Source organism: Streptomyces sp. SudanB182_2057 (assembly GCF_964272715.1).
Taxonomy (GTDB): domain Bacteria; phylum Actinomycetota; class Actinomycetes; order Streptomycetales; family Streptomycetaceae; genus Streptomyces; species Streptomyces rubradiris.
Window position 1 is genome coordinate 2,621,100 of record NZ_OZ186798.1, and the last position, 22,265, is coordinate 2,643,364.

At 72.4% G+C, this 22,265-nt stretch carries 23 protein-coding genes; 1 reads left to right on the forward strand and 22 read right to left on the reverse strand.

Annotation, left to right across the window (positions count from 1 at the left end; genetic code table 11):
- Window positions 1–12: 12 nt before the first annotated feature.
- The 10 genes from ACSURM_RS11005 to rpsB form a co-directional block, all read right to left on the reverse strand.
- Window positions 13–1,032: an ABC transporter ATP-binding protein gene (locus ACSURM_RS11005; RefSeq protein ID WP_436954829.1), complete on the reverse strand. Its 1,020-nt coding sequence runs from the start codon at window positions 1,030–1,032 to the stop codon at window positions 13–15.
- On the reverse strand, window positions 1,033–2,634 hold the full coding sequence (locus tag ACSURM_RS11010) for an ABC transporter permease (RefSeq protein WP_436954830.1): 1,602 nt from the start codon (window positions 2,632–2,634) through the stop codon (window positions 1,033–1,035).
- A 47-nt stretch (window positions 2,635–2,681) separates the two neighbouring features.
- Entirely contained in the window at window positions 2,682–3,755 is a 1,074-nt protein-coding gene (locus ACSURM_RS11015) for a thiamine ABC transporter substrate-binding protein (protein ID WP_436954831.1), read from the reverse strand.
- A 214-nt stretch (window positions 3,756–3,969) separates the two neighbouring features.
- Window positions 3,970–5,076, reverse strand: a complete 1,107-nt coding sequence (rlmN, locus tag ACSURM_RS11020; RefSeq protein WP_344349252.1) for a 23S rRNA (adenine(2503)-C(2))-methyltransferase RlmN — start codon at window positions 5,074–5,076, stop codon at window positions 3,970–3,972.
- Window positions 5,077–5,125: 49 nt separating this feature from the next.
- Window positions 5,126–6,298: a cytochrome P450 gene (locus ACSURM_RS11025; RefSeq protein ID WP_436954832.1), complete on the reverse strand. Its 1,173-nt coding sequence runs from the start codon at window positions 6,296–6,298 to the stop codon at window positions 5,126–5,128.
- Between the two features lie 413 nt (window positions 6,299–6,711).
- Window positions 6,712–7,851, reverse strand: a complete 1,140-nt coding sequence (locus ACSURM_RS11030; protein WP_436954833.1) for a phosphatidate cytidylyltransferase — start codon at window positions 7,849–7,851, stop codon at window positions 6,712–6,714.
- Window positions 7,851–8,408, reverse strand: a complete 558-nt coding sequence (frr, locus tag ACSURM_RS11035) for a ribosome recycling factor (protein WP_359046153.1) — start codon at window positions 8,406–8,408, stop codon at window positions 7,851–7,853. Before frr ends, ACSURM_RS11030 begins: the two co-directional genes overlap by 1 nt.
- Window positions 8,409–8,583: 175 nt before the next feature.
- Window positions 8,584–9,342, reverse strand: coding sequence for a UMP kinase (gene pyrH / locus ACSURM_RS11040; protein WP_030785074.1), 759 nt, complete (start codon window positions 9,340–9,342; stop codon window positions 8,584–8,586).
- Between the two features lie 217 nt (window positions 9,343–9,559).
- On the reverse strand, window positions 9,560–10,396 hold the full coding sequence (gene tsf, locus ACSURM_RS11045) for a translation elongation factor Ts (RefSeq protein WP_436954834.1): 837 nt from the start codon (window positions 10,394–10,396) through the stop codon (window positions 9,560–9,562).
- A gap of 154 nt (window positions 10,397–10,550) precedes the next feature.
- Complete coding sequence (rpsB, locus tag ACSURM_RS11050) at window positions 10,551–11,438, reverse strand: 30S ribosomal protein S2 (protein ID WP_030785090.1); 888 nt, start codon at window positions 11,436–11,438, stop codon at window positions 10,551–10,553.
- A 274-nt stretch (window positions 11,439–11,712) separates the two neighbouring features.
- Between rpsB and ACSURM_RS11055 the strand changes: the two genes are divergently transcribed.
- Window positions 11,713–12,273 (forward strand): murein hydrolase activator EnvC family protein, encoded by a 561-nt coding sequence (locus ACSURM_RS11055; protein ID WP_436954835.1) that lies wholly within the window; start codon window positions 11,713–11,715, stop codon window positions 12,271–12,273.
- Window positions 12,274–12,323: 50 nt separating this feature from the next.
- Here ACSURM_RS11055 and ACSURM_RS11060 read toward each other — a convergent pair whose 3' ends face one another.
- The 12 genes from ACSURM_RS11060 to rplS all read right to left on the reverse strand — a co-directional run bounded on the left by ACSURM_RS11060 (window position 12,324) and on the right by rplS (window position 22,249).
- The gene (locus tag ACSURM_RS11060) at window positions 12,324–12,881 is read right to left on the reverse strand and encodes a TetR/AcrR family transcriptional regulator (protein ID WP_436961035.1); all 558 of its coding nucleotides are present in this window, start codon (window positions 12,879–12,881) and stop codon (window positions 12,324–12,326) included.
- Window positions 12,882–12,944: 63 nt separating this feature from the next.
- A complete protein-coding gene (whiG, locus tag ACSURM_RS11065) occupies window positions 12,945–13,787 on the reverse strand; it encodes an RNA polymerase sigma factor WhiG (RefSeq protein WP_030785101.1) in 843 nt (280 codons plus the stop codon).
- 320 nt (window positions 13,788–14,107) lie between these two features.
- Complete coding sequence (gene dprA, locus ACSURM_RS11070) at window positions 14,108–15,271, reverse strand: DNA-processing protein DprA (RefSeq protein ID WP_436954837.1); 1,164 nt, start codon at window positions 15,269–15,271, stop codon at window positions 14,108–14,110.
- Window positions 15,268–16,893, reverse strand: coding sequence for a YifB family Mg chelatase-like AAA ATPase (locus tag ACSURM_RS11075; RefSeq protein ID WP_436954838.1), 1,626 nt, complete (start codon window positions 16,891–16,893; stop codon window positions 15,268–15,270). The genes dprA and ACSURM_RS11075 overlap by 4 nt, the downstream gene beginning before the upstream one ends.
- Window positions 16,894–17,286 (reverse strand): YraN family protein, encoded by a 393-nt coding sequence (locus tag ACSURM_RS11080; protein ID WP_436954839.1) that lies wholly within the window; start codon window positions 17,284–17,286, stop codon window positions 16,894–16,896. It lies immediately after the preceding gene.
- A gap of 96 nt (window positions 17,287–17,382) precedes the next feature.
- Window positions 17,383–17,691: a DUF2469 domain-containing protein gene (locus tag ACSURM_RS11085; RefSeq protein WP_014675276.1), complete on the reverse strand. Its 309-nt coding sequence runs from the start codon at window positions 17,689–17,691 to the stop codon at window positions 17,383–17,385.
- A 56-nt stretch (window positions 17,692–17,747) separates the two neighbouring features.
- Window positions 17,748–18,215, reverse strand: a complete 468-nt coding sequence (locus tag ACSURM_RS11090) for an NUDIX hydrolase (protein WP_436961037.1) — start codon at window positions 18,213–18,215, stop codon at window positions 17,748–17,750.
- 70 nt (window positions 18,216–18,285) lie between these two features.
- Window positions 18,286–19,071, reverse strand: a complete 786-nt coding sequence (lepB, locus tag ACSURM_RS11095) for a signal peptidase I (protein WP_436954840.1) — start codon at window positions 19,069–19,071, stop codon at window positions 18,286–18,288.
- Window positions 19,072–19,158: 87 nt separating this feature from the next.
- Complete coding sequence (gene lepB, locus ACSURM_RS11100) at window positions 19,159–20,181, reverse strand: signal peptidase I (protein ID WP_436954841.1); 1,023 nt, start codon at window positions 20,179–20,181, stop codon at window positions 19,159–19,161.
- Window positions 20,072–21,160 (reverse strand): signal peptidase I, encoded by a 1,089-nt coding sequence (gene lepB, locus ACSURM_RS11105; RefSeq protein WP_436954842.1) that lies wholly within the window; start codon window positions 21,158–21,160, stop codon window positions 20,072–20,074. The genes lepB (ACSURM_RS11100) and lepB (ACSURM_RS11105) overlap by 110 nt, the downstream gene beginning before the upstream one ends.
- Entirely contained in the window at window positions 21,153–21,854 is a 702-nt protein-coding gene (gene lepB, locus ACSURM_RS11110) for a signal peptidase I (RefSeq protein ID WP_436954843.1), read from the reverse strand. The genes lepB (ACSURM_RS11105) and lepB (ACSURM_RS11110) overlap by 8 nt, the downstream gene beginning before the upstream one ends.
- Before the next feature lie 44 nt (window positions 21,855–21,898).
- Window positions 21,899–22,249 (reverse strand): 50S ribosomal protein L19, encoded by a 351-nt coding sequence (gene rplS / locus ACSURM_RS11115; protein ID WP_383325799.1) that lies wholly within the window; start codon window positions 22,247–22,249, stop codon window positions 21,899–21,901.
- Between the last annotated feature and the right edge of the window lie 16 nt (window positions 22,250–22,265).

Sequence of the window (22,265 nt, forward strand, 5' to 3'; positions counted from 1 at the left end):
TAGGGCGAACGATCAGTCCAGTACGGCGATTTCCGCCGCGTCGAACTCCACGCCGACCGGGGCGCCGGGCTCGGGCGCGTCCCGCAGCGCGCAGGCCGCCTCCAGTCGCGGGCCGTCCGCCGGCTGGAGGTGGACGGCCACATGGGAGCCCTTGAACGTGCGGGCGGTCACCGTGCAGGGCAGGCCCTGGTCGGCGGGGACCAGCCGGACCCCGGCCGGGCGGACCAGGACCGTACGGCTGCCCTGTGCCGAGCCGTCGGGCACCGGCAGTTTGCCCCAGGGGCTGTCGGCGGCCGTGCCGGCGACGGTCGCCGGGACCACGTTCTCGAAGCCGAGGAAGCGGGCCACGAACGCGTCGGCGGGCCGCTGCCACACCTCGACGGGCGTCCCGGACTGCGCGATCCGCCCGTCCCGCATCACCACCACCCGGTCGGCCAGCGCGAACGCCTCGCCCTGGTCGTGGGTCACGGCGAGCACGGTCGTGCCCAGCCGGCCGAACAGCTCCCGCAGTTCCACCACGAGGCGTTCGCGCAGCGAGCGGTCGAGCTGGCCGAGCGGCTCGTCCAGCATGAGCAGCCGGGGCCGGGGGGCGAGCGCCCGGGCGAGGGCCACGCGCTGCTGCTCCCCGCCGGACAGCGCGGCCACGGCCCGCCGGGCGGCCCCCGGCAGTCCGACCAGGTCCAGCAACCGGCCCACCTCGGCGTCCCGTTCGCGCCGGGCGACACCGTGCATGCGCAGCCCGAAGGCCACGTTGGCGCCGACGTCCCGCTGCGGGAACAACTGATGGTCCTGGAACATCAGGCCGACGTCGCGCCGGTGCGCGGGCACCCCGTCCTGGTCCCGGCCGTCGAGAAACACCCGCCCGGAGTCCAGGGGTTGCAGCCCGGCGACCGCCCGCAGCATGGTCGACTTCCCGCTGCCGCTGGGCCCGAGCACGCACACCACCTCGTGCTCGGCGACCTCCAGGCCGACCCCGTCCAGGACGGCCCGCCCGCCGAAGCGCACGGTCGCGGCATCCAGGCTCAGCAGCATCTAGAACTCCCCCGTCCGGTCGGTGCGCAGCCGCTCCAGGACGAGCAGCGCGACGGCGCACACCACCATCAGAATGGTCGAAAGGGCCATCGCCTGGCCGTAGTTGAGGTCGCCGGGGCGGCCGAGCAGCCGGGCCACGGCGACCGGCAGCGTGGGATTGTCGGGCCGGGCGATGAACACGGTCGCCCCGAACTCGCCGAGCGACACGGCGAACGCGAAGCCGGCCGCGACCAGCAGCGCCCGCCGCACCAGCGGCAGGTCCACCTCCCGCCACACCCGCCAGGGCGAGGCCCCGAGCACGGCGGCGGCCTCCCGCAGGCGTACGTCCACCGCGCGCAGCACGGGCAGCATGGTGCGTACGACGAAGGGGGCGCCGACGAGGGCCTGGGCGAGCGGCACCAGGATCCAGGACTGGCGCAGGTTCAGCGGCGGTTCGTCGAGGGCGATCAGGAAGCCGAAGCCGACGGTGACGGCGGACACGCCGAGCGGCAGCATCAGCAGCGCGTCGAAGCCCCGTACCAGCCGTCCGGCGTCCCGGCGGGCCAGCGCGGCGGCGGCGAGGCCGCCGATCACGACGGCGATGGCGGTGGCGGCGACGGCGTACTGGAGCGAGGTCCACACCGCCTGCACCGGCGCCACCAGGAACGTACCGCCGTCGGGGTCGGTCAGCGCCCGGTAGTAGCCGAAGCCGGGTGCGTCGAGGGAGCGGCGGACGAGGACGCCGAGCGGCAGCACCAGCAGCAGGGCGACGGTGGCGAGGACGGCTGCGAGCAGCGCCCACTGCCCGGCCCCGCGCGGCCGGCGGGCGGTGACGGAGGCGTCGACCAGGCGCAGCGCGGTCTCCCGCCGCCGTACCGTCCAGGCGTGCACGGCGAGGATCGCGCCGACGGCGGCGAACTGGACGAGGGTGAGGACGGCGGCCGTGCTCAGGTCGAACAGCTCGGAGGTCTGCCGGTAGATCTCCACCTCGATGGTGGAGAAGGTGGGGCCGCCGAGGATCTGGACCACGCCGAAGGAGGTGAAGGTGAACAGGAACACCATCAGGGCGGCGGCGGCCACGGCGGGCCCGAGCGCCGGGAGGGTGACCCGGCGCCAGGCCGTGAACGGCGAGGCGCCCAGCATGCGCGCGGCCTCCTCCTGGCGGGGGTCGAGCTGGGCCCACAGCCCGCCGACGGTGCGGACGACGACCGCGTAGTTGAAGAAGACGTGGGCGAGCAGGATCGCCCACACCGTGGTGTCCAGCCGTATCCCCCACAGCTCGTCCAGCAGGCCGTTCCGCCCGACCAGGGCCAGGAAGGCGCTGCCGGCGACGACGGTCGGCAGCACGAACGGCACGGTGACGACGGCCCGCAGCACGTGTCTGCCGGGGAAGTCGAGGCGGGCGAAGACGTAGGCGGCGGGCAGGGCGAGCAGCAGGGTGAGCGCGGTGGAGGCGAGCGCCTGCCAGGTGGTGAACCACAGCACGTGCCGGATGTCGGGGCGGGTGACGACGTCCGCGATCCGCCCCAGGTGCCAGGTGCCGTCCGTCCTCAGCCCGCGGGTGACGATCGCGGCGACGGGCCAGGCGAAGAACAGCGCGAAGAACGCGACGGGCAGGGCCATCAGCCCGAGCCGGGTCGCGCTCCCGCGGCGGCCTCGCGCCTTGGCCGTCACTTCAGTACGAGCGACTTCCACGCGGAGACCCACTGGTCGCGGTTGGCGGCGATCTTGCCGGGGGCCAGGGTCTCGGGGTCCTTGGCGGCCGGACCGTACTCGGTGAAGTCGGCGGGCACGGCGGCCCCCTCCACGACCGGGTAGACGAACATGTTCAGCGGCATGTCCTGCTGGAACTCCCGGGTGAGCAGGAAGTCGAGGAGCGCCTTGCCGCCCTCGGGGTTCTTCGCGTTGCTCAGCAGCCCGGCGTACTCGGTCTGCCGGAAGCAGGTGCCGTGCGCCACCCCGGTCGGGGCGGTGGCGGGCCGCTTCTTGGCGTAGATCACCTCGGCGGGCGGGGAGGAGGCGTACGACACCACCAGCGGCCGGTCGCCGCCGGCCTTCCTGCCCTCGGAGGAACCGGAGAACTCCTGGTAGTACGCCTGCTCCCAGCCGTCGACCACCTTGACGCCGTTGGCCTTGAGCTTCTTCCAGTACTCCGGCCAGCCCTGGTCGCCGAACTCCGCGGCGCTGCCGAGCAGGAAGCCGAGGCCCGGCGAGGAGGTGGCCGCGTCCTCGGTGACGAGGAGGTTCTTGTACGCGGGCTCGGCCAGGTCGGCGAAGGTCTGCGGCGGGGTCAGCTTGTGCGCGCTGAACCAGGCCTTGTCGTAGTTGACGCAGATGTCGCCGGTGTCGACGGGGGTGACGCGGTGCTTGTCCTGGTCGACGCGGTTCTCCGGCCGGACGGAGCCGGCGCCCTTCGGCTCGTAGGGCTGGAACAGCCCGTTGTCCAGGGCGCGGGAGAGCAGGGTGTTGTCCACGCCGAAGAAGACGTCGCCCTGCGGGTTGTCCTTGGTCAGGATCGCCTTGTTGACAGCCTGCCCGGCGTCGCCGTCCTTGAGGACCCGGAGCTTGTACCCGGAGCGCTTCTCGAAGTCCTTGACGACGCTCTTGGAGACGTTCCACGAGTCGTGGCTGACGAGGGTGACGGTCTTGGGGTCCGAGGACGCCCCGGAGTCCGTCGCCCCGCACGCGGACAGCGCGAGCAGGCCGAGCCCCGCCGCCACGGCCACGAGGGTCTTGTTGTGCACTGGATGTCCTCCTGGGGGTTGGCCAGGAAGAGACGCGGCCCTGCCCGGGCCGCCGCGCGGGCGGCCCGGGCAGGGCGCAACAGCTTGAGTGATGACCGAACTTCCTACCCAGAATGACCTGGGCGAGGTTCAGAGGGTCTGCGGCCCGGTTGCCGCACTCTCAGCGCTGTGGCGCTCCCCTGTCGGAATATGAAGATATGTGGACCTGGTCAGATTACCGCTCGGTGGCCGCGAGCTGACCACAGGCTCCGTCGATCTCCTGACCACGGGTGTCCCGGATCGTGACGGCCACACCATGGGCGGCGATGGCCTCCACGAACGCCTTCTCGTCCTCCGGCCGGGACGCCGTCCACTTCGACCCCGGCGTGGGGTTCAGCGGGATGAGGTTGACGTGCACGGGCTTGCCCTTGAGCAGCCGGCCGAGCCGGTCGCCGCGCCACGCCTGGTCGTTGATGTCCCGGATCAGCGCGTACTCGATGGACAGCCGGCGGCCCGACTTCTCGGTGTACTCGAAGCCCGCGTCCAGCACCTCGCGCACCTTCCACCGCGTGTTCACGGGGACGAGGGTGTCGCGCAGCTCGTCGTCGGGGGCGTGCAGGGAGATCGCCAGCCGGCACTTGAAGCCCTCGTCGGCGAACCGGTGGATGGCCGGCACCAGGCCGACGGTGGAGACGGTGATCCCGCGCTGGGAGAGCCCGAGCCCGTCCGGTGCGGGGTCGGTCAGCGCCCGGATGGCCCCGACGACCCGGTTGTAGTTGGCGAGCGGCTCGCCCATCCCCATGAAGACGATGTTGGACAGCCGCGCGGGCCCCCCGGGCACCTCGCCGTCGCGCAGCGCCCGCATGCCGTCCACGATCTGGTGGACGATCTCCGCGGTGGACAGGTTCCGGTCCAGCCCCGCCTGCCCGGTCGCGCAGAACGGGCAGTTCATGCCGCAGCCGGCCTGCGAGCTGATGCACATGGTCACCCGGTCCGGGTAGCGCATCAGCACGGACTCGACCAGCGTGCCGTCGAACAGCCGCCACAGCGTCTTGCGGGTGGCGCCCTCGTCGGTGGACAGGTGGCGGACGACGGTCATCAGCTCCGGGAACAGCGCTTCCTGGAGCTTGGCACGCGAACCGGCGGGGATGTCGGTCCACTGCTCCGGGTCGTGCGCGTACCGCGCGAAGTAGTGCTGCGAGAGCTGCTTGGCACGGAACGGCTTCTCGCCGATCCCGGCCACCGCGTCCTTGCGCTCGGCGGGCGTGAGGTCGGCGAGATGCCGCGGCGGCTTCTTGGCTCCGCGCGGCGCGACAAAAGTGAGTTCTCCGGGCTTGGGCATGGTGGTTCCAGTGTCGCAGATCCACTGCGGTGGCCCGGAAAGCCCGTCCTCACCAGGTCACCGGCAGGGTCCGCGGGCCGCGGATCAGGCCCCGGCGCTGGAACTCGACCTCCTCGGGCGGTACGGCCAGCCGGAGGGCGGGGAAGCGGGTGAGGACGGCGCCGATCATGACCTCGGCCTCCATGCGGGCCATCACGGCGGCCAGGCAGTGGTGCGGGCCGTGGCCGAAGGCCAGGTGGGCGAGGTGGTCCCGGTCGAAGTCCAGGGCGTCCGGGCCAGGGAACACGCGGGGATCGCGGTTGGCGGCCAGATAGGCGTTGTAGACCACGTCACCGGCGCGGATCAGCCGGCCCCCGACCTCCACGTCCTCGGTGGCGATCCGGGGGATGCCGACGCCGTTGCGGTGCGGGACGTAGCGGAACAGCTCCTCCACGGCCCGGGGCAGCAGTTCCGGCTCGCGGCGCAGCCGGTCCAGGTGCGCGGGGTGGGTGAGCAGCGCGTACATCATCGAGCCGCTGTTGTTGCGGACCGCGTGGCCGCCGCTGACCTGGACGGCGATCGCGAGCGAGACCGCCTCGTCGTCGGTGATCTCGCCCTCGGCGGCGGCCCGCGCCAGCACCCCGGCCAGGTCCTCGCGGGGCTTTTCGCGGCGGCGCCGGAGCAGTCCGGCGATCCGCTCCCGGGTCGCCCGCGCCGCCTCCCGGGCCCGCTCCTCGGACTCGGCGCCCGCCGACAGCAGGGCCTCGCCGGTCGCGGCCCAGTCCTGCCGGTCCTCCTCGGCCACGCCGAGGAAGTCGCGGAGCACGGCGAGTGGGAACGGGCCGTGCAGGTGCTCCATGAGGTCGGCCGGGGCGCCGCCGCGGGCCATCCCGTCGAGCAGGTCGGCGGCCCGGCGCTCGGCGAGCGGACGCAGCCGCCGCATGCTCCGCCCGGTGAACGCGCGGGCGACGACCCGGCGCAACCGGGTGTGCCGGGGCGGGTCGACGTACTGCAGGCCGGCCGTCTGCGAGGCGACCGGCACCGGGCGCATGGTGGTGACCTCGCGGCCGACGACCCGTGCCCGGGAGAAGCGCGGGTCGGAGGTGACGAGGCGGACGTCCTCGTACCGGGTGACCAGCCAGGCCCAGCCCTCGCCGTACGGGAGCCTGATCCGGGCGACCGGCTCGTCGCGCAGCAGGTCGTCCAGGAACGGGTCGGGGTCGAGCCCGGGCAGATCGTCCACGGGCCAGGACCGCACGGGTGGGGCGGGGGCAGGCGGCTCAGGGCCGGCGGGGGACGGAGGCGCGGGGGTGGCGGGGGACGCCGAACCGGACGAGGGGCACCTGGAGACGGAGGCCGGGCACACGGAGGTGTGGGCCGGGCACACGGACGCGGAGGCGGGGGCGGGGGCGGGGTCGAGGGGCATCGGGCACACTCCCTGCTGCGGCGCCGGGCGGCGGCGCGACCGCCGTCCTGTCAGGAGTCTGCCGGGCGCGGCACCGGGCCGCCGTTCCTGCTGCGGCATCCGGGTACGGACCGACGGCCACGCCCGGTGGGCCAGGGGCCCGTGGCCACGACGACGGCCCCCGCCCTGCTGCGGCACAGGACGGGGGCCGGGAGGCCGTACCGCTCACGCGGAGCGGGCGAAGAGCGGAGTCACGCCGAGCCGACGAAGATCACCAGGAGCAGCCACACCACCGGGGCCGTGGGCAGCAGCGAGTCCAGGCGGTCCATGATGCCTCCGTGACCGGGGAGCAAGGTGCCCATGTCCTTGATGCCCAGGTCGCGCTTGATCATGGATTCGCCGAGGTCGCCCAGCGTGGCGCTGGCCGCGACCGCCAGGCCCAGCAGCAGGCCCTGCCACCAGGCTCCGCCGTCGATCAGGAACTGCATGCACAGCGCGCCCGCCACCATCGCGAACAGCACCGCGCCCAGCAGGCCCTCGCGGGTCTTGCCGGGGCTGATGCGCGGGGCGAGCTTGTGCTTGCCGAAGCGCCAGCCGACCGCGTAGGCACCGGTGTCGCTGACGACCGTCAGCAACAGGAAGGTCAGCACCCGCCAGGGACCGTCGTCGGCGGCGAGCATCAGCGCGACGAACGTGGCCAGGAAGGGCACGTAGAACGCGGCGAAGACACCGGCCGTGACGTCCTTGAGATAGCCCTCCGGCCGTTCCGTCATGCGCCAGACCAGCGTGGCCAGGGCGGTGAGGGCCATGGCCACCCACGCGCCCTCGGCACCGCGCACATAGCCGGCGACGACCATGGCCGCGCCACCCATCGCGAGCGGCACGAGCGGCGCCCTGATCTCCTTGCGCTCCTTGAGCCTGCTGGTCAGCTCCCACAGCCCGACCACGACGGCGATCGCTATCACGCCGACGAACACGGCCTTGACGACGAACAGGGACGCGACGATCACCACACCGAGTCCGACGCCGACCCCTATGGCCGCGCTCAGGTCCCGGCCCGCGCTCTTCTTCTGCGGCGCCGGTGCCGGCGGCGGCTGCGGGGCGTCGGACATGGGCTCCGGGTTCTGGGTCTCGGCCGGGAGCTCCCGGGCCTGGAACGTCTCGTCTCGGAACAGGGGGCCGCTCAGCCGAGCGGCCCCCCGGTCGTCGTCCTGGTCTCCGCCGTACGCGGGGCCGTCGGGCACGATGGGCATGGGGCGAGTCTGCTGCGCCTCAGGCGCATCGTACGTGGGACCCGCCGGGGCAGCCCCCTGGACAGGCCCACCCACGGTGGACCCCCAGTAGCCGGTCTGCCCCGCCGGTGGCGGCGCCCCCCAGGAAGAGTCGCTCATCAGACTTCGAGCAGCTCCGCTTCCTTGTGCTTCAGGAGCTCGTCCACCTGAGCGACGTACTTCGCCGTCAGGTCGTCGAGGTCCTTCTCCGCACGGCGGCCCTCGTCCTCACCGATCTCGCCGTCCTTGACGAGCTTGTCGATGGCGTCCTTGGCCTTGCGGCGCACCGAGCGGATCGAGACCTTCGCGTCCTCGCCCTTGCCCTTGGCGACCTTGATGTACTCGCGGCGGCGCTCCTCGGTCAGCTCGGGGAACGTCACCCGGATGATGTTGCCGTCGTTGCTGGGGTTGACGCCCAGGTCGGAGTCGCGGATCGCCTGCTCGATGTTGCGCAGCGCGCTCTTGTCGAACGGGGTCACGACCGCCATGCGCGGCTCCGGCACGGAGAACGAGGCCAGCTGGTTGATCGGCGTCGGGGCACCGTAGTAGTCGGCCACGATCTTGTTGAACATCGCCGGGTGCGCACGGCCGGTGCGGATCGCGGCGAAGTCCTCCTTGGCGACCACGACGGCCTTCTCCATCTTCTCCTCGGCCTCGAGGAGGGTCTCTTCGATCACCACTTGCTCCTGCGTGTCTTGAGTAAGGCCCGGCTGCGGTTCCTGCGTCGGTCGGCGGCCGGCTGCGTCGCGTCTTCTTCCTGCACGGTTCCCGACCGGCAGGACATTGTCCATCCCCCGGCCGGAGTCCGGTCCCCTCACGGGGCCGCACCTCACCGGCCGGGTTGATGCCGGGTCAGTCCCGGCTGCCCTGGTCACCCACCAGCGTGCCGATCTTCTCACCCTTGACGGCGCGGGCGATATTGCCCTCCGCGAGAAGCTCGAAGACGAGGATCGGGAGCCTGTTGTCACGGCACAGCGTGATGGCGGTGGCGTCGGCGACCTTGAGGTCCCGGGTGATGACCTCGCCGTAGCCGAGCGCGTCGAACTTGACGGCGTCGGGGTTGGTCTTGGGGTCGGAGTCGTAGACCCCGTCCACGCCGTTCTTGCCCATGAGCAGCGCCTCGGCGTCGATCTCCAGGGCGCGCTGGGCGGCGGTGGTGTCGGTGGAGAAGTAGGGCATGCCCATGCCGGCGCCGAAGATGACCACGCGGCCCTTCTCCAGGTGGCGCACGGCGCGCAGCGGGATGTACGGCTCGGCGACCTGGCCCATGGTGATGGCGGTCTGCACGCGGGACTGGATGCCCTCCTTCTCCAGGAAGTCCTGGAGGGCGAGGCAGTTCATCACGGTGCCGAGCATGCCCATGTAGTCGGAGCGGGCGCGGTCCATGCCGCGCTGCTGGAGTTCGGCGCCGCGGAAGAAGTTGCCGCCGCCGATGACGACCGCGATCTGGGCGCCGTCGCGCACGACGGCCGCGATCTCACGGGCGATCTTGTGCACCACGTCCGGGTCGACGCCCAGGCCCCCGCCACCGGAGAAGGCCTCTCCGGACAGCTTCAGCAGAAACCGGCCGCGTACTTTGCCGTCGTCGCTCTTCTGGGCCTTGGTGGTCATGGGGGATCCCGCCTCTTTCACGTGTTGCACATACGAAGAAGGCCATTGCCGATGGGGTCGCTTTTCGCTCCCATACGCGGCAATGGCCTCCTCGTCAGATCTGCTGCCGTCCGCCGCACGCCGGGGTGTGGCGATGAGCACGGACGACTGCGGTCGACCCTATCGGGATTTCCTCACGGAATTCCTCCTGGGGCCGCGCGTCGATCGTGGTACGGACTCAGATGCCGACCTTGATGCGCGAGAAGCGCTTCAGGGTGACACCGGCCTCGTCCAGAACCTTCTGGACCGACTTCTTGTTGTCCAGCGCGTACGGCTGGCCGAGCAGCGTGGCGTCCTTGAAGAAGCCGTTCAGACGACCCTCGACGATCTTGGCGATCGCGGCCTCGGGCTTGCCCTCGGCGCGGGTGGTCTCCTCGGCGATGCGGCGCTCGGACTCCACGACGTCCGCCGGCACGTCCTCCTTGGCCAGGTACTTCGGCGCGAAGGCGGCGATGTGCTGCGCGATGCCCTTGGCGACCTCGGCGTTCGGCTTGTCGAACTCGACGAGGACACCGATCTGCGGGGGCAGGTCGGGCATGGTGCGGTGCATGTACGCGGAGACGTAGCCGTCGGAGAACTGCGCGAAGCGGTCCAGGACGATCTTCTCGCCGAGGTTGGCGTTGGCCTCGTCCACGAACGCCTGGACGGTCTTGCCGGCCTCGATCTCGGAGGCGAGCAGGGCCTCGATGTCGGCCGGGTTCGTCTTGGCGACGTGCTCGGCGATGGCCTTGGCCACGGCCTGGAACTTCTCGCCCTTGGCGACGAAGTCCGTCTCGCACTTCAGCTCGACCAGGACACCGGAGGAGTTGTCGTCGGCGATGATGGAGACCACGGCGCCGTTCTCGGCGGAGCGGCCCTCGCGCTTGGCGACGCCCTTCTGGCCCTTGATACGCAGCGCCTCGACGGCCTTCTCGACGTTGCCCTCGGCCTCGTCCAGCGCCTTCTTGCAGTCCATCATGCCGGCGCCGGTGAGCTCACGGAGCTTCTTGACGTCGGCGGCGGTGTAGTTCGCCATGAGTCTGTGAGTCTTTCTCGTTGAGATCCGCACGGTCGCGACCTAGCTCTAGTCGCGGCCCGCGTACGGGCTGACCTACGGGTGAGCAGCGGGGGCGGTTTTCAACGCGCCGGAAGCGCTACCGCCCCCACTGTCGAACGCTGACGGACCGGCGTCAGGCCTGCTCGCCCTCGGCGGCCGGCGCCTCGGCGGCGGGGGCCTCAGCCGCGGGGGCCTCGGCGGCAGGGGCCTCGGCGGCGGCGTCGGCGGCCGGAGCCTCCTCGGCCTTCTTCTCACCCTCCAGCAGGTCGCGCTCCCACTCGGCGAGCGGCTCGCCCGCGGCCTTCTCGCCCTTGTCACCGGCGGCCACGCCGGAACGGGCGATGAGGCCCTCGGCGACGGCGTCGGCGATCACACGGGTGAGCAGGGTGACGGAGCGGATCGCGTCGTCGTTGCCCGGGATCTTGTAGTCGACCTCGTCGGGGTCGCAGTTGGTGTCGAGGATCGCGACGACCGGGATGTTCAGCTTCCGGGCCTCACCAACGGCGATGTGCTCCTTCTTGGTGTCCACGATCCAGACGGCGCTGGGCACCTTCTGCATCTCGCGGATACCGCCGAGGGTCTTCTCCAGCTTGGCCTTCTCGCGGGAGAGGACCAGCAGCTCCTTCTTGGTCAGACCGGAGGCCGCGACGTCCTCGAAGTCGATCTGCTCCAGCTCCTTGAGGCGCTGCAGACGCTTGTAGACGGTCGAGAAGTTGGTGAGCATGCCGCCCAGCCAGCGCTGGTTGACGTAGGGCATGCCGACGCGGGTGGCCTGCTCGGCGATGGCCTCCTGCGCCTGCTTCTTCGTGCCGACGAACATGACCGTGCCGCCGTGGGCGACGGTCTCCTTGACGAACTCGTAGGCGCGGTCGATGTACGACAGCGACTGGAGCAGGTCGATGATGTAGATGCCGTTGCGCTCGGTGAAGATGAAGCGCTTCATCTTCGGGTTCCAGCGACGGGTCTGGTGACCGAAGTGGACGCCGCTCTCCAGCAGCTCCCGCATCGTGACGACGGCCATGGCCGTTTCTCCTTGGTGTTCTCGGTTGTGCCGCGTCCGCCGGACGGCGGTCGCGCCTGACGCCCGCGACGCGCCGTGCCGCTAAGGACCGAGGGGCGCTTGGTAGGAACCGTTGCCGGCCGCCGTACCGGGGCGTGCGAAGTCGACCCGGTGACCCGGATCGCCAGAAGAAGTGTACGGGACCGACGGGGCGCCGGGTGACGGCACTGTCCACAACCGGCGAGTAGTCCACAGGCTCCGGCGGCGGGCGGCGGGGCGCGGGACGGTGTACGGCATGCGCTACGTGACGTTGTGGACGGCCCTGCCGCTGGTGCTGGCGGCGGCCCTGCTCACCCCTTCGGCCTGGGCCGGCGCCCCGCCCCCGGCCCCGCCGGCGGCCTCCCTGCCCCGGGTTCCGGCCCTGGCCCGCGCCTGGCCGGTCGGCACCCGTCCCCCCGTGCTGCGCGGCTGGCAGCCGCCGCCGACGGACTACGGCCCCGGGCACCGGGGAGTGGACCTGGCGGCCCCGCCGGGCTCGCCCGTGCGCGCGGTGGCCCCCGGCCGGGTGCTGTTCGCGGGCCGGGTGGCGGGCCGGGGCGTGGTCTCGCTGGAGCTGCGGGGAACGGACCTGCGCACGACGTACGAGCCGGTACGGGCCTCGGTGGGCGTGGGCGACGAGGTGGACGCCGGCGAGGTGGTCGGGACGCTGGAGCCGGGCGCCCACTGCGGCCCGGCGCCCTGTCTCCACTGGGGCCTGCTGCGGGGCGGGACCTATCTGGACCCGCTGTCGCTGCTGCCCCCGTGGCTGCTGAACGGGGGGCCGTCGAGACTGCTGCCCGCCCCGCCGACCGCGTAGGCCCTGTCGGGCCGGTGCGGCCGCCGCGCGTCCGGCCGGCTCGGCCGGGGTCAGCCCTGGACGCCCCGCAGGGCCATGCTCACGGCCGCCTCCGTCACCACTGCGGGATCCTCGGCGGCGCCCAGCTCGATGCGCCGCACGGCCGCGTCCACCACGCCCTGCACCAGCATCGCCGCCAGTCGGGGCTGCTCGTGCCCCAGTTCCCCGAGCGCCTCGACGATCATCGCGATCAGGCCCCCGTGGGCGGCCCGGATCTTCTCCCGCGCCCCGGCGTCCAGTTCGCTCGCGGAGATGGCCACCACGGCCCGGTGCCGCCGGTCGCCGACCAGCGCGAGCTGCCGGCGTACATACGCCTCGACCTTGCCCGCGGCCGAGTCGGCCCGCTCCATCGCCGCCTCGACCTCCGCCGCCCACACCGGGAAGTCGACCGCGCACAGCTCCTCGACCACCGCGGCCCGGGAGCGGAAGTACTCGTACACGGACGATCGCGCCAGTCCCGTCCGCTCGGCCAGCGCGGGAAAGGTCAGCGCCTCCGTCCCGCCCTCGGACAGCAGGGTCCGCGCCGCGTCCAGCAGGGCGGCTCGCTGCATCGACCGGTGTTCGGCCACGGAGGCCGCTCGAATCCTTGGCACGCCGACCACTTTACGGACAGGCCCCGGGGAACGGGAGGCTCAGCGGCCGAAGGCGGCCAGCTTGGCCCGCAGCTGGAGCACGGACTTGGTGTGGATCTGGCTGACCCGGCTCTCGGTGACGCCGAGGACGTTGCCGATCTCGGCGAGGGTGAGCCCCTCGTAGTAGTAGAGCGTGACGACCGTCTTCTCCCGCTCGGGCAGGGTGTTGATCGCCCGGGCCAGGAAGCGGCGCAGTTCGCGGTCCTCGGCCACCTCCACCGGGTTGTCGGCGGCGGTGTCCTCCAGCGTGTCCATCAGGCTGAGCCGGTCCCCGCCCTCGCCGCCGACGTGCAGCAGCTCCTCCAGGGCGACCACGTTGGCCAGTGACAGCTGGCTGAACACGGCGTGCAGTTCGTCGACCTCCATGCCCAGCTCGGCGGCGACCTCGCCCTCCGTCGGCGTCCGCCGCAGCCGCGCCTCCAGGGTGGCGTAGGCGCGCTCGACGTTGCGCGCCTTCTGCCGCACCGAGCGGGGGATCCAGTCCAGCGCCCGCAGCTCGTCGATCATGGCGCCGCGGATCCGAGTGATCGCGTACGTCTCGAACTTGATCTCGCGGTCGATGTCGAACTTCTCGATCGCGTCGATCAGCCCGAACACCCCCGAGGAGACGAAGTCGGCCTGCTCCACATTGGGCGGCAGGCCGACGCTGACCCGGCCCGCCACGTACTTGACCAGCGGCGAGTAGTGCAGGATCAGCTGCTCCCGCAGCCGGTCGTCCCCCGTCGCCTTGTACGACCGCCACAGCTCGTCGAGCGTCGAGGGTGCGGGCGGTCGGGCGCTGCCACCGTCGCGGGCGGCTGGGGGGATCGCCGCCCGGTCGGACCCGGAGGTGTGCTGGGGCATTCGTCGCCTTGTGCCGTTCTGCCGTGAAGTGCCGTGATGTGCTGTGAAGTGGGAGGGAGTGGGGTCGGTGCGGAGAAGGGGGCTGACTGGGTGAGGTGTCGGTCTGATGTCGGGTTGACGCGGTCTGCGTCGCTCCTTCGTGAGCGTAGCGTGACTGCGGAGTCGCGGTGTGCGAACAAGACGGCTCCACCCGTGCGCGGGGGCTCACGCCCGGCGGGTGACCCCGGGGCGCGGCTCGCTCTCCGTGACCGGCCGGAGGCGTCAACTCCGGGAAACGCCAAGGCTGTAGGGGGTTCCCCCGGACAGCCGAACACGGTCGGTCAGCACAGCGGGTGACCATCGCGGACCGAGATCACCGCCTGGCGTGTCAACTTCCAGCCATCGCCGTGTCGTTCGACATAGCCAAGCGCTCGGAGCTCGTACAGCCTCGCGATCGCGTCCTCCCGGGTGGTGCGCGCGCCGAGCGCGATCTCCTCCACGGGTGCGGCGCGGCCCGCGGGCAGGGCGGCGAGCACCCCGCGGGCGGGCGGTTCCAGCAGGTCGCGCGGGAGCACCGGGCCGCGCCGGACGGGTGCGAGATCGCCCATGGCGCCGACGAGTTCGATGATCTCGGTGGCGTCGGTGACCAGGGTGGCCTCGCCGCGCAGCAGGTCGTGCACGCCCGCGGAGAGGGCGCTGGTGACCGGGCCGGGCACGCCCATGGTGAACCGGCCGAGGCGCTGTGCGGCCCGCGCGGTGGCCAGCGAGCCGCTGCGGCGGGCGGCCTCCACGACGACGGTGCCCCGGGTCAGCGCGGCGATGACGCGGTTGCGGAGGATGAACCGGCTGGGGGTCGGGTGATCGCCGGGTGGCAGCTCGCCGACCACCAGTCCCTGGTGGGCGATCCGGCCGATCAGCGCGGCGTGGCCGCGGGGGTAGGGCTGGTCGACCCCGCAGGCCAGGACGGCGACGGTGGCGCCGCGGGCGGCGAGGGCGCCCCGGTGGGCGGCGCCGTCGATGCCGTAGGCGCCGCCCGACACCACCACCCAGCCGCGCTCGGCGAGGCCGGCGGCGAGGGTGGCCGCCGTGTGGGTGCCGTACTCGGTGCAGGCGCGGGCGCCGACCACGGCGACGGAGCGCAGCGCCCACATCCGCAGGCTGGGCCGGCCGCGCACCCACAGTCCGAGGGGCCGGCCGTCGCCGAGGTCGTCGAGCTGGCGGGGCCACTCGGCGTCCCCCGGGCACACGAACCGCGCCCCGGCGGCCCGGGCGAGCGCGAGGTCCCGCTCCGGCTCGGCCCGCCCGGCCCGCGCGAGCAGCCCCGCCCACCGGGTGGCGGTCACCCCCGGCAGGGTCTCGCCCCCACGGCGCAGCCGCCGCACCACCTCCCCCACCCCGAACTCCCGCACCCACCGCCCCGCGACCTCGTCCCCCGGCTCGATGACCCGCGCCAGAAAGACCCGGCCGAGCAGTGCGTCTCCGGGGTCCTCCGCACCGCCGGTCATGTGAGCGCCCCGATGGCCATCGGCACCCCTCGCGGGACGCCGGTGCGCAGATGCAGGGCCAGGGCGACATCGGTGGCGTCCGGGCGGTCGTGCCCGACGAGGTCGGCGATCGTCCAGGCGACGCGCAGCACCCGGTCGATGCCGCGGGCGGTGAGCACGCCGCGCTCCAGGCCGCGTTCGGCCTCGTCCATCGCCCCGGGGGCGGCGTGGTACCGGCTGCGCAGTTCACGGCCGGGCACTTCGCTGTTGGTGCGCCACGGCGAGCCGGCGAGGCGGGCCGCCGCCCGCTCCCGGGCCTGCCGTACCCGGGCGGCCACGATCGCGGTGGGCTCCCCCCGGGCGCCGGGATCGGTGAGCTGGGCCCGGGTGACCGGATCGACCTCCACACGGAGGTCGACCCGGTCCAGCAGCGGTCCGGACAGCCGGGACTGGTAGCGGCGGATCGCCGACGGCGGGCACTCGCACAGCGAGTCGCGCGGCGAGAACCGGCCGCAGGGGCAGGGGTTGGCCGCCAGCACCATCAGGAACCTCGCCGGGAAGCGGACCACACCGGCGCTGCGCGCGATGACGACGTGCCCCGACTCCAGTGGCTGCCGCAAGGCGTCCAGGGTCTGGCTGTGGAACTCGGGGGCCTCGTCCAGGAAGAGCACGCCTCGGTGGGCCAGGGACACCGCCCCGGGCCGGGCGATGCCGGGGCCGCCGCCGACGAGTGACTGCATCGTGGCCGAGTGGTGGGGCGCGCAGTAGGGAGCGACGTCGATGAGCGGCTTGCCCGGTGGCAGCAGCCCGGCGACCGAGTGCACCGCCGTGACCTCCAGCGAGTCCTCCCGGGTGAGCCGGGGAAGCACCGCGGGCAGCCGTTCGGCGAGCATGGTCTTGCCCGCGCCCGGCGGCCCCTCCAGGAACAGGTGGTGTCCGCCCGCGGCGGCCACCTCCACGGCCGTACGGGCGGCGGTCTGGCCCACGACGTCCGCCAGGTCGTGATCGTGGTCGTGCTGTGCGGCGCCGACGCTGTGCATGCCGGTGGCCGCGCCCGTGCCCGGCACGCGCAGCCCGGCCAGCAGGGGGTCGGGCCGCCCCGGCCCGTCCGGTTCCTCCTCGGGTACGGGCTCCTCGGCGAGGACCGCGATGAGCTGGCGCAGGCTGCGGACCCCGAGTACGGACACACCGGGGACGAGTGCGGCCTCGGCGGCGGCGCACTCGGGCACGACCACCTGTTCGTACCCCGCGTCGGCCGCCGCGAGGACGGCCGGCAGGATGCCCCGTACCGGTCGCACCCGGCCGTCCAGCCCCAGCTCTCCGATCATGACGATGTCGGCGAGGACGCGGGGATCGATCCGTTCGGCGGCGCCGAGCACCGCGCAGGCCACGGCCAGGTCGAAGCCCGAGCCGGCCTTGGGAACGGACGCCGGGCTGAGTCCGACGGTGAGCTTCTTCTGCGGCCACTCGGCACCCGAGTTCACCACCGCCGCGCGTACCCGGTCGCGGCTTTCTGTCAGGCTCTTGTCCGGGAGGCCGACCAGGGTGAAGGCCGCCACTCCGGGTTCCAGGTCGGCCTGGACCTCGACGACCACGCCCTCGACGCCCACCAGGGCGACGGAGCAGGTGCGGGCGAACGCCATTCAGGCCACCCCCCGCACGTGCTCGACCGAGGCGGCGCCCCGGCGGGGCAGGAGAACGCCGACGACGTCGATGCGGACACCGCCCGGCGGGGCTCCTCCGTGGGCCTGGACCCAGTGTTCGGCGAGGGCCCGCAGCCTGGCCGCCTTCTCGGCGGTCACCGCGGCCATCGGATGCTCGTACGCACCGCCCCTGCGGGTCTTCACCTCGCAGACGACGAGCGCGTCCCCGTCCCGCGCCACGATGTCGATCTCGCCGGACCGCCCGCTGCGCCAGTTGCGCTCCAGGATCGTCATCCCGGCCTCGGCGAGCCGCCGGGCGGCCAGGTCCTCGCCGTATTTGCCGATTGCCTCTCGTGCGTTCATGTCGGCACCTCCTCCGGCGCCAACCGTCACGCGTTCCGGCCCCCGCTGTTGATCTTGGGGGACTACTCGGCGGTTGTGGAAAACTCCGTCACCCGAACGGATGACTTCTGGGAAAGCCGCAGGTCATCAGCCGCCCGGCAGCTCCAGATCGCTCTTGTTCAGCTCCTCGATGTTCACGTCCTTGAACGTCAGGACGCGCACCTGCTTGACGAAGCGGGCCGGGCGGTACATGTCCCAGACCCAGGCATCGGCCATGGTGACCTCGAAGAACACCTCGCCCTGCACCGAGTGCACCTGCATCTCGTAGTCGTTGGTGAGATAGAAACGCCGCTCGGTCTCGATCACGTATTTGAACAGACCGACGACATCTCGGTACTCCCGGTAGAGCTTCAGCTCCATCTCGGTCTCGTACTTTTCGAGGTCCTCGGCGCTCATGGCATGTTCCCCTTCAGCCGTGCGATCCCACCATTGTGCGCCAGTCCGAGGATCCCTCAGACGATTTCCGTGTCGAGGGTCACGGGCCTGGCGGGGGGACCTTCGACGAGCAGCGTGCGCAGCAGCTCGGCGAGTCTGGTCGGATACACCGTCTCATGCGCCCGGGCCAGTTCCCCACACGTCCACCAGCGCGCTCCGGCGACGCTGCGCCGCTCCAGCTCCGTCAGCCCCGTCGCCGCGGTGGCCGTCTGGCTGGTGCGGGCCAGGTAGTACCACTCGTCCTGGTCCCAGCGGCGGCCCGCGAACGGGAACGAGCAGCGCCGCCGCCAGAGCACGGGGCCCAGTTCGACGTCGGTGATGCCGGTCTCCTCCGCGAGTTCCCGCAGCGCGGCCTCCTCGCGTGTCTCGACGCCCTCCAGTCCCCCGCCGGGCGTGAACCACCAGTCGTCGTCCGGGTCGTCCGGCTCGTGTCCGTGCAGGAGCAGGATGCGGTCCTGGGGGTCGAGCAGCACCACCCGGGCCACCTTGCGGGGGCCGCCCGCGTCCTCGTACGGCCGGTCGTCCTCGTGCGGCTCCTCCGTCGGCCGCGTCGTCTCAGCGGGCACCGGCCGTCTCCGTACGGGCCGGGGCGGTGCGGGAGCGGCCGAGGCGGGCCGCGACCGGGCCGTAGGCGCCACCGCCGAGGACCAGGACCGCGCCCGCCACGATCAGCACCTGGATCGTGCGCAGCGGGCCCGGCTCGGAGAGGGCGCCCAGCGTCTCGAAGCCGGTGGGGCGGTCGAGCATGCCCTTCCAGGGCCAGACCACGGCGTCGACGCGGGCCGAGACCGCGTCGCGGGAGACGGTGCCCCGCGCCGCCTCGCTGAGGTGGGCCGTGGAGTCCAGGGAGCTCTGGCGTTCGTCGCCGAGGAGGAAGAGCCGGCCCTCGGGGACGGTCACCGTGCCGAAGCCCTTGAGCTCGGCCACGCCGCCCTTGGGCAGATAGGGCTCCTCGATCGGCTTGCCGTCGACGGTCAGCCTGCCGTCGGTGCAGCAGGAGACGGTGTCCCCGCCGACCGCGACCACGCGCTTGACCACCTTGGAGTTGGCGACCCAGTCCTTGTCCTCGAAGACGACCACGTCACCGCGCCGGACCTCGTCACCGTCGACCCGCTGGGCCAGCACCCGGTCGCCGACGGCGATGGTGGGCGACATGGAGCCGGTCGGGACGGTGTACGGGCGGTAGACCAGCGCCGCCCACGCGAAGCCGCCGAGGAACATCACCAGTCCCAGCGCCACCGCCAGTCCGGACAGCCGCTGCCCGAGCCGGCCGCCACCGGCCCGTACCGTGCCGGTGCCGCCGCCCGACGGGGCCGTACGCGTCATGCTCTCGCCACCCATGGACCCGCACCCTACCCGGCGGTACCGAGCGGAGGCAGCCCCTCCGTGACCTCGGGCCCGGTCGGCCCAGGCCCGTCCGGCCCGGTGTCACAGCTCGCCGGCGGACATCCCCCCGGTCGCCGTCGGCCGCCCCGCGCCCGCCGCCTCGCGGTCGTTGCGCCGGCGGCGCCACAGCGCCGCCGGCAGCACCGCCGCCGCGGCCAGGCCCTGCGGGGCCGCCGTCAGGGACGCGGCGGCGGAGGACTGCCGGTCCAGGCCGGGCTGGTCGAAGGTGTCGGGGACGGGCAGGGTGCCCCAGCGGTTGATGGGCCATGCCTTGACGATCGCGCGGCCGACGACCTCGTCCACGGGAACCATGCCGTGGTTCTTGTCGGACTGGTTGTAGCGCGAGTCGCGGGAGTTCTGGCGGTGGTCGCCCATCACCCAGATGTAGCCCTTGGGCACCTTCACCGTGAACTGGCCGCCCTGGTCGTCCACGCTGCACGGCGTGTTGCCCGGGTAGACGTACGGCTCGTCCAGCGCCTTGCCGTTGACCTTGAGCGGGCCGCTGTTCTTGCACTCGACCGTGTCGCCGCCGACTCCGATCACCCGCTTGATGAGGTCCTTCTCCTCCGCCGAGGGCATCAGGCCGATCCAGCTCAGGACCTTCTGCACCGGGTTCGGGGTCGGCGTGGGCTCGCCCGCCAGCCAGTTGTCCGGGTCGTGGAAGACGACGACCTCGCCGCGCTCGGGCTCGGAGCCGAACCACGGGGTGAGCTTGTCGACCAGGACGCGGTCACCCTGCTGGAGAGTGTTCTGCATCGAGTCGGACGGGATCGAGAACGCCTGCACCAGGAACGTCTTGATCAGCAGCGCCAGGACCAGCGCGATGCCGATCAGGATCGGCAGCTCCTTCCAGAAGGAGCGCGACTGACCGGGCCGCCGCGTCCCCGTGGCCGGCGCCGCGGTCCCGGCGCGCGGCTCGCCCTCCGGCGTGCCCGCGTCACCGTCCGCCCGGCCGTCACCGGAGTTCACGGCGCCGTCCGGTGCGGGAACGTCCCGTTCCCCGGGGTGCCCGCGGTGCTCTTCGCCGTCGTGCCCCGACCGTGCGCCAACCGCCACATCCCCCACGCCAACTCCTCACTCTGTGCCGCTGCCTGCCCCACACACTGCGCAGGCCCACCACTCCCATAACGAGCGGGAGTTCCGCAGGGGTCGCAAGCCGTGTCATTCCGTTCCGATTCTCCGGGGCAACCCTATGCGACACCTGGGGAACGGCGGCCGTCCCCGACGCCGAGTCGGTGACGCTTGCGAAGGTTTTAGGTTCCGTCAGGCGCGTCCAGTGGCCGACCGGCCAGCCGATGACCATGGCCCGGCCGACCACCGAGTCCACGGAGACCGTGCCGCCGTAGGGGGTGTCCTGGTGGGAGCGGGAGTCCGCGGAGCTGCCCCGGTGGTCGCCCATGACCCACAGCCGGCCCTCGGGGACGGTGATGTCGAAGGGCGTGGCGGACGGCTGGTCCCCCGGATAGAGGTAGTCGCCCTCGGTGAGCGGTACGCCGTTGACGGTGACGCGGCCCTGGGCGTCACAGCACCTCACACGGTCGCCGCCGACCCCGATGACCCGTTTGATCAGGTCTTTCTCGTTGTCGGAGGGCAGCAGGCCGATGAAGCCGAGCCCTTCCTTGAGCTGCTTGAGGACGACCGGGTCGCTCTTCTTGGCGGTCTGCTCGTCCTGGAGCCAGCCGCCCGGGTCGTGGAAGACGACGACGTCCCCGCGCTCCGGTTCGGCGCCGAACCAGGGGGTGAGCTTGTCGACCAGTACCCGGTCGCCGATCCGGATCGTCTCCTCCATGGACCCGGACGGGATCACGAACGCCTGGACGAGGAAGGTCTTCAGGACGAGCGCGATGAGGACGGCGACGCCCACCAGGAGGGGGATCTCCCGGACGGCCGAGCGTCTGCGCTTGCGCTTGACCTTGCGCTGGAGTCTGCGGCGCTCCGCGCGGGTGCGTCCGCCGCCGGGCGCGGTGGTGCGGCGGGTCCCGGTGGGCAGCGGGCTGTCGGCGGGGCCGGCGGGCACCCGGCGGGGCTTGCCGCGGTTACCCATGGCCGCCCTCCGCCGGGGCGTCGGGCACGCGCGCGTAGGCGGACGGCCGGGTCAGGTGCGTCCAGTGGCGGTACGGCCACAGGATCCAGTCGGCCCGGCCGATGACGTCCTCGACGGGGATCATGCCGCCGCCGGGCGAGCCGAGGTGGTCGCGGGAGTCGCTGGAGTCGCCGCGGTGGTCGCCGAGGACGAACAGCCGGCCCGGGGGTACGGCGACGTCGAAGGGCACGCTGGAGGCGCTGTCCCCCGGATAGAGGAACGCGGTCTCGTCGACCGGCCGGCCGTTCACCTCGATCCTCCCCTGCCTGTCGCAGCAGACCACGTGGTCTCCCCCCACCCCGACGACCCGCTTGACGTAGTCGGCGTCCCCGAAATACCCGGTTCCGTCGAACACGATCACGTCACCGCGGCGCGGCTGGGCGCCGAAACGGTACGCGAGCTTGTTCACGAGGACCCGGTCCCCGATCCGCAGCCCCTGCTCCATGGATCCGCTCGGGATCTGGAACGGCTGCACCACGAAGGCGTTGAGGAGCAGCAGGAACGCCAGGCCGGTGAGGAGGGTGAGGGTGAACCGGCCGCCCGGGAGCCAGTCGGCGAGCCGGGCCGCCCACGCGAAACGCGACCGGCCCTCCGCCCCCGGGGAACCGGGGTGGGAGGAGCGGTCGCGTCGCGTCGGCTGTGCTTCGGTGTCCATCGGGGCCAGATGCTATCCGGCCCCGCTGTGAACCGTCAGAGCGCTCAGTTCTCGCGCTTCTCCTTGATCTTCGCGGCCTTGCCGCGCAGCTCACGGAGGTAGTACAGCTTGGCGCGGCGCACGTCACCCTTGGTGACCAGCTCGATCTTCTCGACGATCGGGGTGTGCACCGGGAAGGTGCGCTCGACGCCGACGGAGAACGAGACCTTGCGGACCGTGAAGGTCTCGCGGACACCGGAGCCCTGGCGGCGGATCACAACGCCCTTGAACTGCTGCACACGGGAGCGGTTGCCCTCGATGACGCGGACGTGGACGTTGACGGTGTCACCCGGGCGGAAGGCCGGGATGTCGCTGCGCAGCGACGCGGAGTCGACGGTGTCGAGCAGGTGAGACATTTCGTCTGCTTTCTTC